The organism is Streptomyces sp. NPDC085900, from assembly GCF_044540925.1.
In the GTDB taxonomy this organism is placed as follows: Bacteria; Actinomycetota; Actinomycetes; order Streptomycetales; family Streptomycetaceae; genus Streptomyces; species Streptomyces gilvifuscus.
Window position 1 is genome coordinate 152,853 of record NZ_JBITSP010000013.1, and the last position, 15,434, is coordinate 168,286.

General features: G+C 71.5%; 16 protein-coding genes. 8 read left to right on the top strand and 8 right to left on the bottom strand.

The window, feature by feature from the left end:
* Positions 1-236: 236 nt before the first annotated feature.
* A complete protein-coding gene (locus ACIGDI_RS35640) occupies positions 237-2,111 on the top strand; it encodes a DUF2334 domain-containing protein (RefSeq protein ID WP_399905941.1) in 1,875 nt (624 codons plus the stop codon).
* Here the strand turns inward: ACIGDI_RS35640 and ACIGDI_RS35645 are convergent.
* The gene (locus tag ACIGDI_RS35645) at positions 2,092-2,241 is read right to left on the bottom strand and encodes a hypothetical protein (protein ID WP_234491423.1); all 150 of its coding nucleotides are present in this window, start codon (positions 2,239-2,241) and stop codon (positions 2,092-2,094) included. The two genes, ACIGDI_RS35640 and ACIGDI_RS35645, sit on opposite strands and share 20 nt — an antisense overlap.
* Here ACIGDI_RS35645 and ACIGDI_RS35650 point away from each other — a divergent pair.
* A complete protein-coding gene (locus ACIGDI_RS35650) occupies positions 2,240-3,157 on the top strand; it encodes a glycoside hydrolase family 113 (protein ID WP_399905652.1) in 918 nt (305 codons plus the stop codon). The two genes, ACIGDI_RS35645 and ACIGDI_RS35650, sit on opposite strands and share 2 nt — an antisense overlap.
* Positions 3,158-3,166: 9 nt before the next feature.
* Here ACIGDI_RS35650 and ACIGDI_RS35655 read toward each other — a convergent pair whose 3' ends face one another.
* A complete protein-coding gene (locus ACIGDI_RS35655) occupies positions 3,167-4,033 on the bottom strand; it encodes a rhomboid family intramembrane serine protease (RefSeq protein ID WP_399905655.1) in 867 nt (288 codons plus the stop codon).
* Between the two features lie 99 nt (positions 4,034-4,132).
* Between ACIGDI_RS35655 and ACIGDI_RS35660 the strand changes: the two genes are divergently transcribed.
* Together ACIGDI_RS35660 and ACIGDI_RS35665 are read left to right on the top strand one after the other, a co-directional pair.
* Positions 4,133-4,858 carry a VWA domain-containing protein gene (locus ACIGDI_RS35660; protein WP_272175630.1) on the top strand — a complete coding sequence of 242 codons (726 nt, stop codon included), beginning with the start codon at positions 4,133-4,135 and terminating at the stop codon, positions 4,856-4,858.
* Positions 4,859-4,928: 70 nt separating this feature from the next.
* Positions 4,929-6,575, top strand: a complete 1,647-nt coding sequence (locus tag ACIGDI_RS35665; protein WP_399905658.1) for a cytochrome bc complex cytochrome b subunit — start codon at positions 4,929-4,931, stop codon at positions 6,573-6,575.
* Here the strand turns inward: ACIGDI_RS35665 and ACIGDI_RS35670 are convergent.
* A complete protein-coding gene (locus tag ACIGDI_RS35670) occupies positions 6,550-7,518 on the bottom strand; it encodes an acyl-CoA dehydrogenase family protein (RefSeq protein WP_399905661.1) in 969 nt (322 codons plus the stop codon). The genes ACIGDI_RS35665 and ACIGDI_RS35670 overlap by 26 nt on opposite strands.
* A complete protein-coding gene (locus ACIGDI_RS35675) occupies positions 7,518-8,657 on the bottom strand; it encodes an acyl-CoA dehydrogenase family protein (RefSeq protein WP_399905944.1) in 1,140 nt (379 codons plus the stop codon). Before ACIGDI_RS35675 ends, ACIGDI_RS35670 begins: the two co-directional genes overlap by 1 nt.
* Before the next feature lie 50 nt (positions 8,658-8,707).
* Between ACIGDI_RS35675 and ACIGDI_RS35680 the strand changes: the two genes are divergently transcribed.
* Genes ACIGDI_RS35680 through ACIGDI_RS35690 form a run of 3 tightly spaced genes read left to right on the top strand, consistent with a single transcriptional unit; the run spans position 8,708 to position 11,301 of the window.
* Complete coding sequence (locus ACIGDI_RS35680) at positions 8,708-9,499, top strand: SDR family oxidoreductase (RefSeq protein WP_399905664.1); 792 nt, start codon at positions 8,708-8,710, stop codon at positions 9,497-9,499.
* 15 nt (positions 9,500-9,514) lie between these two features.
* Positions 9,515-10,126, top strand: coding sequence for a TetR/AcrR family transcriptional regulator (locus ACIGDI_RS35685; protein ID WP_200703112.1), 612 nt, complete (start codon positions 9,515-9,517; stop codon positions 10,124-10,126).
* A gap of 17 nt (positions 10,127-10,143) precedes the next feature.
* The gene (locus ACIGDI_RS35690) at positions 10,144-11,301 is read left to right on the top strand and encodes an acetyl-CoA C-acetyltransferase (protein ID WP_399905667.1); all 1,158 of its coding nucleotides are present in this window, start codon (positions 10,144-10,146) and stop codon (positions 11,299-11,301) included.
* Here the strand turns inward: ACIGDI_RS35690 and ACIGDI_RS35695 are convergent.
* From ACIGDI_RS35695 to ACIGDI_RS35710, 4 genes are read right to left on the bottom strand one after another with little or no spacing between them, the layout of a single operon-like run.
* Positions 11,285-12,334 carry an NAD(P)H-dependent flavin oxidoreductase gene (locus tag ACIGDI_RS35695; protein WP_399905670.1) on the bottom strand — a complete coding sequence of 350 codons (1,050 nt, stop codon included), beginning with the start codon at positions 12,332-12,334 and terminating at the stop codon, positions 11,285-11,287. The two genes, ACIGDI_RS35690 and ACIGDI_RS35695, sit on opposite strands and share 17 nt — an antisense overlap.
* Positions 12,335-12,336: 2 nt before the next feature.
* On the bottom strand, positions 12,337-13,050 hold the full coding sequence (locus tag ACIGDI_RS35700; protein WP_399905673.1) for a CoA-transferase subunit beta: 714 nt from the start codon (positions 13,048-13,050) through the stop codon (positions 12,337-12,339).
* Positions 13,047-13,862, bottom strand: a complete 816-nt coding sequence (locus tag ACIGDI_RS35705) for a CoA transferase subunit A (protein WP_399905676.1) — start codon at positions 13,860-13,862, stop codon at positions 13,047-13,049. The genes ACIGDI_RS35700 and ACIGDI_RS35705 overlap by 4 nt, the downstream gene beginning before the upstream one ends.
* Positions 13,863-14,639, bottom strand: a complete 777-nt coding sequence (locus tag ACIGDI_RS35710; protein ID WP_399905677.1) for an enoyl-CoA hydratase family protein — start codon at positions 14,637-14,639, stop codon at positions 13,863-13,865.
* Positions 14,640-14,693: 54 nt separating this feature from the next.
* Between ACIGDI_RS35710 and ACIGDI_RS35715 the strand changes: the two genes are divergently transcribed.
* The gene (locus ACIGDI_RS35715) at positions 14,694-15,434 is read left to right on the top strand and encodes an SDR family oxidoreductase (RefSeq protein ID WP_399905679.1); all 741 of its coding nucleotides are present in this window, start codon (positions 14,694-14,696) and stop codon (positions 15,432-15,434) included.

Genomic DNA, 15,434 nt, shown 5'->3' on the forward strand with positions numbered 1-15,434 from the left:
ATATTTGAACGCGCGTCCCCATCGCGCGAAAGTGAACCTAGCAGATGTCCAGGGCGGGTCAGAACACTATTCAGAAAAAGGACATGTCCGATCTTCCAGTAGGGTCTGATGGCACTGCTGGAATTCACTCTTCGGCCCATTGACACCTTTGTCGGTCCGCCGTGAGAATCAGTGGCTTCCTGCAAGAAAAACCTTTGCCAAGAATCGGCAAAGTGGGGGGAACAACCGTGAGATCAATGATTCACCGCCGCAGGCGACGAGGCTCGAAGCTCTCCGTGCTTCTGCTGCTCGTCGCCGCCCTGGTCAGCGGCACCTTCCTGGCCGTGGGGGCCCAGGGGGCGCAGAACGCGGGCCGGGGGCACGGCCATGGACACGAGGCCGTGGGCGCCGGGTCCGGGCTCGGTCACGTCGACCTCAAGGGCTGGGCGAGCGCCCAGATCAAGGCCGACAAGGCGCGGCACGACAAGCCGCATCCGAAGGCGCCGGCGGCCGCCGGCCCGTCGCTGTCCACCCAGCTGACCACCGTCGGACCGGTCCGCGCGGCGAAGGCCGTGACCCGGCAGACGACGCTGCTGAAGCCCGCGGACGCGGCCGCAGACCCGAGCGCCCTCGTGCTCTACGACACGGCGGGCCCGTACGGGCAGTTGGGCGAGCTGTACGCCATGGCCGCCGCCAACCTGGCCGGTCACTTCGGCAGCGTGACCGCCAAGCCCGTCCAGCAGTACACCGCCCGCATGATCGACTCCTACTCGGCCGTGATCTACATCGGCTCGACCTACTACGGCGGCGGCATCCCGGACGCCGTGCCGGCCGCGTTCTACTCGGACGTGGCCGCGAGCGCCAAGCCGGTGATCTGGATGGGCGCCAACATCTGGAACATGGCCAACGCGACGGGCGTGGCCGCCTTCACGCAGAAGTACGGCTGGGACCCGACGACGTCGTACTACGAGGACGGCGGCTCGGTCGGCACCGTGACGCAGGTGACGTACAAGAACCAGGCCCTGACCCGGAAGATCCCGGCGGGCCAGGACGGCGGTGTGCTGCGCCCCAACGTCCTCACCGGTACCGGCTATCCGGCGGTCACCACGCTCGCCCAGGGCCTGGACTCGTCCAACGGCCACACCTTCGGATGGGCCGTGCGCTCCTCGAACCTCACCTACATCGGTGAGATCCCGTTCGCCTACGTCTCCGAGAGCGACCGCGTGGTCGCCTTCGAGGACCTCCTCTTCGACGCCCTCGCGCCGGCCACCGCCGAGCGGCACCGCGCGATGGTGCGCCTGGAGGACATCAGCCCCGAGGCGGACCCGGCACAGCTGAAGGCGATGGCCGACTACCTCAAGTCGCAGAACATCCCCTACGGCATCAACGTGATCCCCGTCTACACCGACCCCAACGGCACCTACAACAACGGCGTCCCGCAGACGATCACGCTCTCGCAGCGCCCGCAGGTGGTCAGCGCCCTGAAGTACATGCTCGCCAGGGGCGCGGTCCTGATGGACCACGGCTACACGCACCAGTACGGCAAGGTCGCCAACCCCTACAACGGCGTCACGGGCGACGACTTCGAGTTCTACCGGGCGCACGTCGACTCGGCGGACAACGTCGTCTACGACGGCCCGGTCGCCGAGGACTCCGCCCTCTGGGCGCAGGCCCGGGTGACCAGCGCGCTCCTCGAGTTCACCAAGGCGGGCCTGCCGAAGCCGACGCTGTGGACCACCCCGCACTACGCCGGCTCGGCCGCCGACTACAAGGTGTTCAGCTCCAACTTCTCGGCCCGTCTTGAGCGTTCGCTGTACTTCTCCGGGACGCTCAGCGGCAACTCGGCCGGTGCGAACACCTTCATCGGCCAGTTCTTCCCGTACGTGGTGAAGGACGTCTACGGCACCAAGGTGCTGCCCGAGAACATCGGCAACTACGAACCGGAGGCCTTCAACAACCACCCGGCGCGGCTGCCCGCCGACCTCGTCGCCTCGGCCAAGGCCAACCTGGCCGTCCGGGACGGGTTCGCGAGCTTCTTCTACCACCCGTACTACGCGCTCCAGCCGTTGAAGGACACCATCGACGGCATCAAGGCCCTGGGCTACACCTTCGTCAGCCCGAGCGGCCTGTGAGGGCGAACGCCCCGAAGAGGAGGACCGTCGCCGCAGCCGCGGTGGCGGTCCTCCTCGCCGCGACGGGGTGCACGACGAACGGCGGGGCCGCCAAGGGCAACGGCGGTTCCGGCAGGGGCAGTTCGGTCATGCGCGGCATCACCCTGCCCTCCTGGTACCGCACCGACTACGACAGCCCGGCCGCCGACCGCTATCTGCGCGGCATCCGGGCCACCGGCGCCGAATGGGTCACCTTCACCCCGACCTGGTACCAGAAGCACCACACCGACGACTCCCTGCACACCACCGAGGAGACCGCGAGCGACGGCAGCCTGCGCCGGATCGTGCGCCGCGCCCACGCGCTCGGCCTGAAGGTGATGATCAAGCCGCACGTCGACCTGCCGGGCGACGAGGACCGCGCCGACATCCGGCCCCGCGACCGCGCCGCCTGGTTCACCTCGTACCGCCGCTTCATCACCCACTACGCCGATCTGGCCGCCGACACCGGTACCGAACGCCTCGCGGTGGGCACCGAACTCGCCGGTGTCTCCGGTGACCGCGCCGACTGGCGGTCGGTCATCCGGGCCGTCCGCGACCACTACGACGGCCCGCTGACCTACGCCGCCAACTACGACGAGTACCGCCGGATCCACTTCTGGAAGGACCTCGACCTCATCGGCGTCGACGCCTACTGGCCGCTGTCCGCCAGACCGACCACCGACCCGGCACGCCTGAGCCGCGCCTGGAAACCGATCAAGGACGAGCTCGCCGCGTACGCGCACGCACAGAACCGGCGGATCCTGTTCACCGAGGCCGGGTACGTCAGCCAGCGCGGAGCCACGACCGCCCCGTACTCGTGGACGGTCAGCCATGACCCCGCGCCCGCCGAACAGGCCGCCGCCTACCGGGCGTTGCTGGACTCCTTCACCGGTGCGCGCTGGTGGGCAGGGGTGTGCTGGTGGATGTGGGACGACTGGCCGGACAGCGGCGAGACACCGGTGAAGCTCGCCTACACGCCTCGCGGAAAGCCGGCCGAGGAGGTGCTGCGGGAGGAGTGGGGGCCCTGAGCCGAACGCTCAGATCGTCAGCTCCGCGACCTTCGCCATCGCCAGGATCACCAGCAGCGCCAGCAGGGCGAGGCAGGCACCGACCTGGACGAGGGTGCGGCGGCTGTCGCGCGGGGCGTAGGCGTACGCCAGTGTCACCACGCCGCCCGCCAGCAGACCGCCGAGGTGCCCCTGCCAGGAGGTGAGCCACGCCGAGATCACCAGCCACAGCAGCAGGCCCGCCATGAAGCGGTTGACGGCGTCCATGTCGGCGCCCAGGCGCCGGGCCATGACGTAGTAGGCGGCCCCGAGCCCGAAGATCGCGCCGGACGCGCCCAGCGTGGGCGTGGTCGGCGCGATCAGCAGGACGAGGACCGAACCGCCCAGCGCCGACAGCAGGTACAGGGCGAGGTAGCGGACCCGGCCGAGCTGCATCTCGACCACCCGGCCGATGTTCCACAGCGACACCATGTTCATCACGATGTGCAGGATCCCGAACGTGCCGTCGGTGGGCGGCAGATGCAGGAACGCTCCGGTCAGCAGGCGGTACCACTCGCCGTGGGCGACGCCCTCGGGGAGGTAGCCGGCGGGCACGGTGCCCAGCATGTCGAACCGGTCCACGATCGACGGCCGCACCATCTCGCCCAGATACGCCAGCACGTTCAGCGCGATCAGCACGTACGTCACTGTCGGCGCCGAGGTGACGCGGCCGCCGAACGCCGTACGGGCCTGCCGTACCGACCGGGCCCCCTCCCGCACGCACTCCGGGCACTGGTGGCCGACGGCCGCCTCCCGCATGCAGTCGGGGCAGATGTAACGGTCGCAGCGGGTGCAGCGGACGTGGGACTCCACCTTGGGATGGCGGTAGCAGGTGGTGACGGCGGACTCGGACTCCACGGCCGGCTCCTCGGAAGCGCAACGGGACGGATGGTGAGCCGGTGGGGTCGGCGGCGAACAAAATAACGAACGGATGTGACGGATGGGAGAGTAGGGGCCATGGTTGCGATCAGTCTGAAGAAGGTCGAGGAGACCGCCCCCGCCCTGGTCAGCCTCTACAAGAGCGCCGGGGTGTCGCTCGAGAAGCACGGGCTGGGCGGGCTGCGGGCCGCGGTGTACCTCGTGGTCGACTACTCGGGGTCGATGAAGCCGTACTACAAGGACGGCAGTGTGCAGGCCCTCGCCGACCGGGTGCTCGGCCTGTCCGCGCACCTCGACGACGACGGGCGGGTGCCGGTCGTCTTCTTCTCGACGGACGTCGACGCCGAGACCGACATCGCGCTCGCCGGCCACCGGGGCCGGATCGACGAGATCGTGGCCGGACTCGGGCACATGGGCAAGACCAGCTACCACCTGGCCATGGACGCGGTCATCGACCACTACCTCGACAGCGGCTCGACCCACCCCGCCCTGGTCGTCTTCCAGACCGACGGCGGCCCGATCAACAAGCTCGCCGCCGAGCGGTATCTGTGCAAGGCGGCCCGGCTCCCGCTGTTCTGGCAGTTCGTGGGCTTCGGGGACCCGGGCAGCAAGCAGTTCGACTTCCTGCGCAAGCTCGACGAGCTGGCGGTGCCGCACAAGCGGGTGGTGGACAACGCCGGGTTCTTCCACGCGGGGGCGGATCCGCGGAAGGTGTCGGACGCGGAGCTGTACGACCGGCTTGTGGCCGAGTTCCCGAAGTGGCTGGTGGCCGCCCGGGACCTGGGGATCCTGCCGCCGGTCTGAACCGCACCGTTGGCCCGGCGGGGCCGGGCGTGCCACCCTGAGGATGATCCGACGGGGAGGCGACGAACGTATGGACGGCGCACGTGCGGACAACGACAGGGCTTCCGGCGGCCGGGGGCCCGCGAGCAAGGGCGAGAAGGTCGCCGACTGGGCCGACGGGCGGCTCGGTCTCTACGCGCTGGCCAAGGCCAACATGCGCAAGGTCTTTCCGGACCACTGGTCCTTCATGCTCGGCGAGGTCTGCCTCTACAGCTTCATCATCCTGATCCTCACCGGTGTCTACCTGACCCTGTTCTTCGAGCCCAGCGGAGTCGAGGTCGTCTACCACGGCTCGTACGTGCCGCTGAACGGCGTCAGCATGACCCGGGCGTACGAGTCCACGCTCGACATCAGCTTCGACGTGCGCGGCGGACTGCTGATCCGGCAGATCCACCACTGGGCGGCGCTGGTCTTCGTCACCGGCATGCTGGTGCACATGATGCGGGTGTTCTTCACCGGCGCCTTCCGCAAGCCCCGCGAGGTCAACTGGCTGTTCGGCTGGACCCTGCTGATGCTCGGCATCATCACCGGCCTGACCGGCTACTCGCTCCCCGACGACCTGCTCTCCGGCACCGGCATCCGCTTCGCCGACGGCGCGATCCTGTCGATCCCGATCGTCGGGACGTACCTGTCGATGTTCCTGTTCGGCGGCGAGTTCCCGGGCCACGACATCATCTCGCGGCTCTTCCCGGTCCACGTCCTGCTGCTGCCCGGGCTGATGCTGGGACTCGTGGTCGCCCACCTGATCCTGGTCTTCTACCACAAGCACACCCAGTACCCGGGGCCCGGACGCGACGAGAAGAGCGTGGTCGGCATGCCCTTCCTGCCGGTCTACATGGCCAAGGCGGGCGGCTTCTTCTTCCTCGTCTTCGGCGTGCTGGCGGTCATGGGCGGCATCGCGAGCATCAACCCCGTGTGGGCCTTCGGGCCCTACCGCCCGGACCTCGTCACCACGGGCGCCCAGCCCGACTGGTACCTCGGCTTCTCCGAGGGCCTGATCCGGGTGATGCCGGGATGGGAGATCAACGCCTGGGGCCACACCCTGGTGCTGGGCGTCCTCATCCCCTTCTCGCTCTTCCCGCTGCTCCTGCTCGTCCTGGGCCTGTATCCCTTCGTCGAGGCGTGGATCACCGGCGACCGGCGCGAGCACCACATCCTGGACCGGCCGCGCAACGCGCCCGTGCGCACCGGGCTGGGCGTGGCCTGGCTGGCGCTGTACGTGGTGCTGCTGATCGGCGGCGGAAACGACATCGTGGCCACGCATCTGCACCTGTCCATCAACGCGATCACCTGGTTCGTGCGGGTCGCCTTCTTCGTGGCGCCGATCGTCGCCTTCGTCGTCACCAAACGGGTCTGCATGGGCCTGCAGCGCCAGGACCGGGACAAGGTGCTGCACGGCAGGGAGACCGGCACCATCACCCGGCTGCCGCACGGCGAGTTCGTCGAGGGGCACGAGCCGCTTCCGCAGGACGAGCTGTTCACCCTCACCCAGCACGAGCAGAACCCGCCCTACGAGATCGGGCCGCGCGTGGACGCCAACGGGGTGCGCAGGCCGGTGAGCGTGTCCCAGCGGGTCCGGGCCCAGCTGGCCCGCGCCATGTTCGGGCCCGGGTCGCATGTCGAGAAGCCGACGCGGGAGGAGTACCGGGAGCTCACCGGCGGCGACCACCACCACTGACGACCAGCTCGCGGCACTCGCGCGGGCCGCCCCAGGCGGTGCGCAGCGCGCGGGCCTTGGTCAGCCACAGGGACAGGTCGTACTCGGCGGTGTACCCGATCGCGCCGTGCAGCTGGAGGGCCGTCCGGGCGGTGGCGTACGCCGCCTCGCACGCGCCGACCTTGGCGGCGGCGGCATCGGCCGGATCCAGGGTGAGCGCGGCCCCGAACAGCAGGGGGCGCGCGAACTCCAGCGCGATCTTCGCGTCCGCCAGCCGGTGCTTGACGGCCTGGAAGGAGCCGACGGGGACGCCGAACTGGGTGCGCTGCCCGACGTACGCCACGGTCCGGTCGAGGAGGGCGAGACCGACACCGAGGGCCTGGGCGGCGGTGGCCAGACGGGCGTGCACGAGGGCCGGGCCGAGCGGAGGACCGTCGGTGAGGAGTTCGCCGCCCGCCGTCAGGGGGGTGAGGCGGCGGGCGGGGTCGAGGGAGCGGCGGACCGGGCCGTGACCGGGGGCGAGACGCAGACCGTCGGACGCCAGGGCGAGGCGGGTGTCCGCCACGTCACCGTCCAGGGCGTGCGCCCCCTCGTACGCCACCGTCGCCATCGCCTCCCCGGAGGCCAGCGCGGGCAGCAGACGCTTGGCGGGACCGGTGTCCTCCAGGCCGGCGAGCAGCACCGCGGCCGCGACGGTCTCCACCAGCGGCCCCGGCACCGCGTGCCGGCCCAACTCCACGAAGGCGACGACCAGTTCGACGGGCCGCAGGCCGAGTCCGCCGTACTCCTCGGGAACCGCGAGCCCGAACACGCCCGCGTCGGCGACCCGGCCCCACAGCGCGTGTCCGCTCCCGTGCTCGCCCCGGCTCCACTCCCGTACCACCGACGGCGTGTCCGCGGCCGTCAGCATGGCGTCCAGGGACCCGGCGAACGCGCGTTGCTCGGCGTCGAGGAGGAAGCGCATCACCGGCGTCCCTTCGGCAGGCCCAGCAGGCGTTCGGCGACGATGTCGCGCTGGATCTCGTTCGTGCCCGCGTAGATCGGGCCGGCGAGGGAGAAGACGTACCCCTCGGACCAGGCGGTGTCCGCCAACTCGCCCTCCTCGCCCAGCAGATCGAGTGCCGTCTCGTGCAGTGCGATGTCGTACTCGGACCAGAACACCTTGTTCATGCTGGACTCCGCCCCGAGGGAGGCCCCCTCCAGGAACCGGGTGGCCGCCGCGTGGGTGAAGAGCTGGTAGGCGCGGGCGCCGATCAGGGCGTCGGCCACCCGCGCGCGGGTCTCCTCCGGGCTGCCCCGCTCCTTCCAGAGCGCGTGCAGCCGGTGCGCCGCGGCGAGGAAGCGTCCGGGGGAGCGCAGCATCAGCCCCCGCTCGTTGCCCGCCGTCGACATCGCGATCCGCCAGCCCTCGCCGGGCGCCCCGATCACGTCCTCGTCGGGCACGAACACCTGGTCCAGGAACAGCTCCGCGAAGGCCGGTCTCCCGTCGAGCCGTCCGATCGGGCGGACGGTGACCCCGGGGGCCCGCAGGTCGAACATCAGGTAGGTCAGGCCCTGGTGCGGCTTCGGGGTGTCCGGGTCGCTGCGGAACAGCCCGAAGGCACGGTCGGCGAAGGCGGCCCGCGAGGACCACGTCTTCTGGCCGCTCAGGCGCCAGCCGCCGGCCACCCGCACGGCCCTGGACCTGAGGGAGGCCAGGTCCGAGCCCGCCTCCGGCTCCGACCACGCCTGCGCCCACACCACCTCACCGGTCGCCATCGGCGGCAGCACCCGGGCCCGCTGTTCGGGGGTGCCGTGGTCGAAGAGGGTCGGCGCGAGCAGGCTGACGCCGTTCTGGCCGACCCGACCGGGCGCGCCCGAGGCCCAGTACTCCTCCTCGAACGCCAGCCAGCGGATCAGGCCCGCGTCCCGTCCGCCGTACTCCACCGGCCAGTCGACGACCGACCAGCGGTCCGCGGCCAGTTCGGCCTCCCAGGCGCGATGGGCCGCGAAGCCCTCCTCCGTCTCCAGGGACGGCAGCGGGTCACGCGGCACATGGGCCGCGAGCCAGGCCCGGGCCTCGGCGCGGAAGGCCTCGTCGGCAGGCGAAGCGGTGAGGTCCACGGTCGTCACGCTCCTTCCCTAACAAGCATTTGGTAGATTAGCGTGGCCCTATGACAACGGTCGAGACTCCGGCCTACGTGCCCGGGCACGGGCTGCTGACGGGCCGCACCGCCGTCATCACCGCCGCGGCGGGCGCGGGCATCGGCGGCGCGACCGCGCGGCGCTTCCTGGAGGAGGGCGCGCGCGTGCTGATCAGCGACGCGCACGGGCGCCGGCTGAAGGAGTACGAGGCCGAGCTGGCCGGGGAGTTCGGTGCGCGCGCGGTCGACGCGGCCGTGTGCGACGTGACCGACGAGACGCAGGTGCGGGCGCTGTTCGACACCGCCGTGCGCCGGCACGGACGGCTGGACGTCGTCGTCAACAACGCCGGTCTGGGCGGCACCTCGGACCTCGTCGACATGACCGACGAGCAGTGGTCGAGGGTGCTGGACGTGACCCTGAACGGCACCTTCCGGTGCACCCGGGCCGCCTTGCGGATCCTGCGCGAGCAGGGCGCGGGCGGGGTCGTCGTCAACAACGCCTCCGTCGTGGGCTGGCGCGCCCAGGCCGGGCAGGCGCACTACGCCGCCGCGAAGGCCGGGGTGATGGCGCTGACCCGGTGCGCGGCGATCGAGGCCGCCCAGTACGGGGTACGGGTCAACGCGGTCTCGCCGAGCCTCGCCATGCACCCGCACCTGGTGAAGGTGACGACGCCCGAGCTGCTCGGGGAGCTGACCGCGCGCGAGGCCTTCGGGCGGTACGCCGAGCCCTGGGAGGTGGCCAACGTGATCGTGTTCCTGGCGTCCGGCTACTCCTCGTACATGACCGGCGAGGTCGTCGCCGTCAGCAGCCAGCACGCCTAGGACGAGAATGTACCCGTGCCGACCAAGAAGAAGCCCCAGGTGACCGCCGCTCCCGAGCGGCGCCGCGAACTCCTCGTCACCGCCGCCGAGGTGTTCGCCGAACAGGGCTACAACGCCACGACCGTACGCAAGATCGCCGACCACGCGGGCATGCTCGCGGGCAGCCTCTACTACCACTTCGACTCCAAGGAATCGATGCTGGAGGAGATCCTGCGCACCTTCCTCGACGAGCTGTGGGCCGGCTACGACGCCGTGCTCGAAGCCGAGTCGGGGCCGCGGGAGACGCTGGAGGCCCTGGTCACGGAGTCGTTCCGGGAGATCGACCGGCATCGCGCCGCGGTCGCGATCTACCAGAAGGAGAGCCGCCAGCTGGTGGCGCAGGAGCGGTTCGCGTTCCTCGCCGAGTCGCAGCGCAGGTTCGAGAAGGCGTGGCTGTCCACGCTGGAACGCGGAGTCGCCGCCCGGGTGTTCCGGGCCGACCTGGACGTCCGCCTGACCTACCGGTTCGTGCGCGACACCGTGTGGGTGGCCGCGTCCTGGTACCGGCCGGGCGGACAGCACAGCCCGGAGGAGATCGCCCGGCAGTACCTGTCGATGGTGCTGGACGGGATCGCCGTACGCACCTGACCCAGTGGGGAGTCGCCATGGCCGAGGCCTACATCGTCGAAGCGGTCCGAACGCCCGTGGGGCGGCGCGGAGGTGGGCTGAGCGGGGTCCACCCGGCCGATCTCGGCGCGCACGTGCTCAAGGAACTGGTGACGCGGGCGGGCGTGGACCCGGCCGCCGTCGAGGACGTCGTCCTCGGCTGTCTGGACGCGGTCGGGCCGCAGGCCGGGGACATCGCGCGGACCTGCTGGCTGGCGGCCGGGCTGCCCGAGGAGGTGCCGGGCGTCACCGTCGACCGGCAGTGCGGCTCCTCGCAGCAGGCCGTGCACTTCGCCGCGCAGGGCGTGCTGTCCGGTACCCAGGACCTGGTGGTCGCGGGCGGGGTGCAGAACATGTCGATGATCCCCATCGCCTTCGCCACCCGGCAGGCCGCGGAACCCCTCGGACTGACGCAGGGTCCCTTCGCCGGCAGCGAGGGCTGGCGGGCGCGGTACGGGGACCAGCCCGTCAACCAGTTCGTGGGCGCCGAGATGATCGCCGCGAAGTGGGGGATCACCCGGCGCGACCAGGAGGAGTTCGCCCTGCGCTCGCACCGGCGGGCGCTGCGCGCCATCGACGAGGGGCGGTTCGAGCGGGAGATCGTCTCCTGCGGCGAGGCCGCCGTCGACGAGGGGCCGCGCCGGGACACCTCGCTGGAGAAGATGGCCGGGCTGAAACCGGTCCTCGACGGCGGCACCATCACCGCCGCCTGCTCCTCCCAGGTCTCCGACGGGGCCGCGGCCATGCTGCTGGCCTCGGAGCGGGCGGTGCGCGAGCACGGACTCACGCCACGCGCCCGCGTGCACCACCTCTCCGTGCGCGGCGAGGACCCGATCCGCATGCTCTCCGCGCCGATACCGGCCACGGCCCACGCCCTGAAGAAGACCGGCATGACCATCGACGACATCGACCTCGTCGAGATCAACGAGGCCTTCGCACCGGTCGTCCTGGCCTGGCTGAAGGAGACCGGCGCCGACCCGGACAAGGTCAACGTCAACGGCGGCGCGATCTCCCTCGGCCACCCCCTCGGCGCGACCGGCACCCGGCTGATGACGACCCTGCTGCACGAACTGGAGCGCACCGGCGGCCGGTTCGGCCTGCAGACCATGTGCGAGGGCGGCGGACAGGCCAACGTGACGATCATCGAACGGCTGTGAGCCGCTCCCGTACCCCGTCCGCCTCCTTCATGATCCGCTCCACCAGCTCGGCGCACGACGGCAGGTCGTCGATCACCCCGGCGACCTGCCCGGCCGCCATCACCCCGAGGTCGGTACGGCCGTCCACCATCGCCGACCTCAGCAGCATCGGGGTGTTCGCGGCGAGCAGCACCTGACTCCAGGACAGCTCCTTGCCGTGTTTCAGGGCGAGCCCGTCGCGCACCATCTGCCGCCAGGTGAGCCGGGACAGCTTCCGGAAGCCGGACGCCCGGCGCACCGCGTGGAACAGCGCCCGCGCGCGCCCGGCGTCCTCCAGGTCGCCGACCAGGTCCGTCCGCAGCATCCGGTGCGGCAGCCCGTCCACCGCCCTGGTCACGGTGACGTCCTTGACGCTCGCCGCGAGATACCGCGTCTTCACCGCGTCCGGGACGGTGGAGTCGGAGGTGAGCAGGAACCGCGTGCCCATCGCGACCCCCGCCGCCCCGTACGCCAGCGCCGCGACCAGCCCCCGCCCGTCGAAGAAGCCCCCCGCGGCCACTACCGGTATCCGCACCGCGTCCACCACCTGCGGCAGCAGCACCGTCGTCGCGACCTCGCCGGTGTGCCCGCCGCCCTCGCCGCCCTGCACGATGACGGCGTCCGCACCCCAGGCGGCGACCTTCTCCGCGTGCCGCCGGGCACCGACGGAGGGGATGACGACGACGCCCGCCTCCTTGAGCTCGGCGATCAGTCCGGGGGAGGGCGCGAGCGCGAAGGAGGCGACCCGGACGCCCTCCTCGATCATGACGCGGACCCGGTCGGCCGCGTCCGACGCGTCGGCGCGCAGATTCACCCCGAACGGCGCGTCCGTGCGGGAGCGGACCTCGCGTACCGCCTCCCGCAGCCGGTCGACGGTCATGGTCGCGGAGGCCAGGATGCCCAGCGCGCCCGCGTTGGCCGTCGCGGCGACCAGACGGGGGCCGGCCACCCAGCCCATGCCGGTCTGCACGATCGGATGCCGGACCCCGACCAGCCGGGTCAGCGCCGTGTCCATGGCTAGGAGACCTCCCGGGCACGGGCGCCGGCCGGGTCGAGGACCTCGCGGACGAGCCGCAGTTCCTCCGCGGTGGGCTCGCGCGTGCGCGGTACGTCGTCCGGGACGGCCAGGTCGAACGAGGTCGCCTCCCTGACCTCCTCCACCGTGACCCCCGGATGCAGGGAGGTCAGCCGCATCGAGTGGTCCGGGGTCGCGAAGTCGAAGACGCCCAGGTCGGACACGACACGCGGGACCCGGTGGAAACGCGCGCCGCCCGCGTGGTCGTACCCCACCCCGCACACCATGTCGACCTTCTCGACGAAGACCCGGCGCGAATGCCGGGGGATCCAGTAACTGGTCGGGTTGTTCAGGGTGTTGACCGGCGCTCCCCGCACCCCGAGCAGCTGCCGCTTCGGCCGCTCCCAGTCGCCGATGCAGGAGATGTTCTGGTTGCCGAACCGGTCGATCTGGCTCGCGCCCATCATCACGTGCCGCCGGCCGCCGGTGACGAACTCCAGATGCCGCCGGTACGGCAGCCAGCCCTCCGGCGTCCCGTCGGGGCGGACCAGCGTCGCCTCGCCGTCGGTCAGCAGCAGGTCGGGCGCGAAGGTGAGCCGGGCCAGCCGGGCGCCGAGGGCGGGGATCAGGCCCATCGGACTGGCCAGCACCTCGCCCTCGCCCCGCCAGGCCTCGGCGCACGCGATCACGCAGTACTCGGCGCGGGTGACGGTCATGATCCCTCCCTCGCGGGCGGGTCGAGCAGGCGCTCGGCGTACTCGGGCCAGGGTGTGGTGGCGTACTCCCTCTGCGCGGCCTCGTCCCGGCCGTAGTCCGGCACGCAGGACGTGAAGTGCGCGCCGCCCGGGGCCTCGACGACCCCGGTGACCGTATGCCGCCCGATCAGCAGCGTCTGCGACGGCGCCTCCTTGGTCAGCTCGGCGGTGTCGACGATCCGTTCGCACGACACGTACGCCTCGTCGGCCGCCTCGCAGAACAGGTCGTCGAAGTACGGGTCCGGGCCCAGGTACTGCCCGTTGCCCAGCCGGTCGGCGCGGTTGACGTGCACCAGGGCCGCGTCCAGGCGCAGGGCGGGCATCGCCACGAACGTCTCCCCGTCGTCGTAGGGCGAAGTGACCGTGCGCAGGCCGGGGTTGACCCGCATCACGTCCGAACCGAGTCCGGCCCGCACCGGAAGGAAGGGCAGCCGGTTCGCCGCCGCGCGCAGCCCCCACATGAACATCGCCTCGTCGATCTCCATGAGTTCGATCGCGCCGCGCTCGCGGGCCGCGCGGTAGTGCGGTTCGAGGGGGATGGAGTCGAGGGTGACGAAGGCGGCGACCAGCTTCCGGATCCGCCCGGCGGCCGCCAGCATGCCGACGTCGGGGCCGCCGTAGGAGACGACCGTCAGATCCCTGACGTCGGTCCGCAGCAAGGCCCTGACCAGGGCCATCGGTTTGCGGCGCGAGCCCCAGCCGCCGATGCCGAGGGTCATGCCGCTGCGCAGCCGCGCGACGGCCTCGTCCGCCGTCATGGTCTTGTCGCCCACTCAGCCGCCCTCCTTGCCGAACCCGTCCCGGACCCGGTCGGCGACCCCGACCGTGCTCGCCTCGTATGTGAAGCCCTGCTCGAAGCGGTAGCTGCGGCGCACGTCGACGGGGTCGATGCCGTTGATGGCGGCCTTCGCCAGCCGCAGCAGCTCCCCGTCCTTGGCGGCGATCTCCCGCGCCAACTCCAGTGCGGCGTGGTGGAGTTCGGCGCGCGGCACCACCCGCCACACCGAGCCGTGCGCGTGCAGCTCCGCCGCGGTCGCCGTACGCGAGGTGTAGTACAGGGCGCGCATCAGGTGCTGCGGGACCAGCCGGGCCAGGTGCGTGGCGGCGCCCAGGGCGCCCCGGTCCAGCTCGGGCAGCCCGAAGGTGGCGTCCTCGCTCGCCACGATAACGTCCGCGTTCCCCACGAGCCCGATGCCGCCGCCCAGGCAGAACCCCTGCACGGCCGCCACCACCGGCACCTCGCACTCGTAGACCGCCGCGAACGCCTCGAAGCAGCCCCGGTTCGCGCCCACCAGCGCGCTCGCGCCCCGGGCCTGGATCTCCTTGATGTCCACGCCCGCGTTGAAACCCCGCCCCTCGGCGGCGAGCACCACGCACCGGACCCGCGGGTCGCGCCCGGCCGTGCGCACGGCGTCGGCCAGGGCGAACCAGCCCTGTACCGGAAGGGCGTTCACCGGCGGGAAGTCGACCGTGACGACGGCGATCGCGTCGTCTTCCGGTCCGTGCGAACCTTCCGGCCCCTTTTCCGGGGACGAGGTGGAGACACCCATGGAAGCATCAGCTACCTTTCCACCAAACGTTTGTTAGGTGGAGGGTAGCGGCGAATGGAGTGGGACGGGAAGGTCGCGGTCGTCACCGGCGGCACGCGGGGCGTCGGCGCCGGGATCGCGCGGGCCTTCGCGGAGGCCGGCGCCCAGGTCGTGGTCTGTGCCCGCAGACCACCCGAAATGCCCCTCAAAGGGGCCGAGTTCATGCCGCTGGACCTGCGTGACGCGGATGCCGTGCACGACTTCTTCGCCGCGCTCGCCCGCGTCGACGTCCTCGTCAACAACGCGGGCGGCACGCCCTACCGGCGGCTGACGGACGCGGACGCCCGGCGGCACGCCCGGGTGATCGAGCTGAACCTCGTCGCTCCGCTGACCGCGTCCCTCGCCGCGTACGGGCGACTGCGGAGCAGCGGAGGGTCGGTGGTGATGATCGGCAGTGTCAGCGGCGGCCGGCCCTCGCCCGGCTCGGCGGCCTACGGGGCGGCCAAGGCGGGGCTGGAGAGCCTCGCCCGCTCCATGGCCGTGGAGTTCGCGCCCGAGGTGCGCGTCAACACCCTCGTCGTCGGCATGGTCCGCACCGAGCTGTCCCATCTGCACTACGGCGGCGAGGAGGGCGTCCAGGCGGTCTCCCGCACGGTGCCGCTGGGCCGGCTGGCGAGACCCGCCGACGTGGGCGCGGCCGCCGTCTTCCTCGCCTCCGACGCCGCCGCCTACATCACCGGCGCAAGCCTGCTGGTGCACGGGGGCGGGGAGCGGCCCGCCTTCCTCGATGCCGCGACCGCCAACAAGGAGACGTGA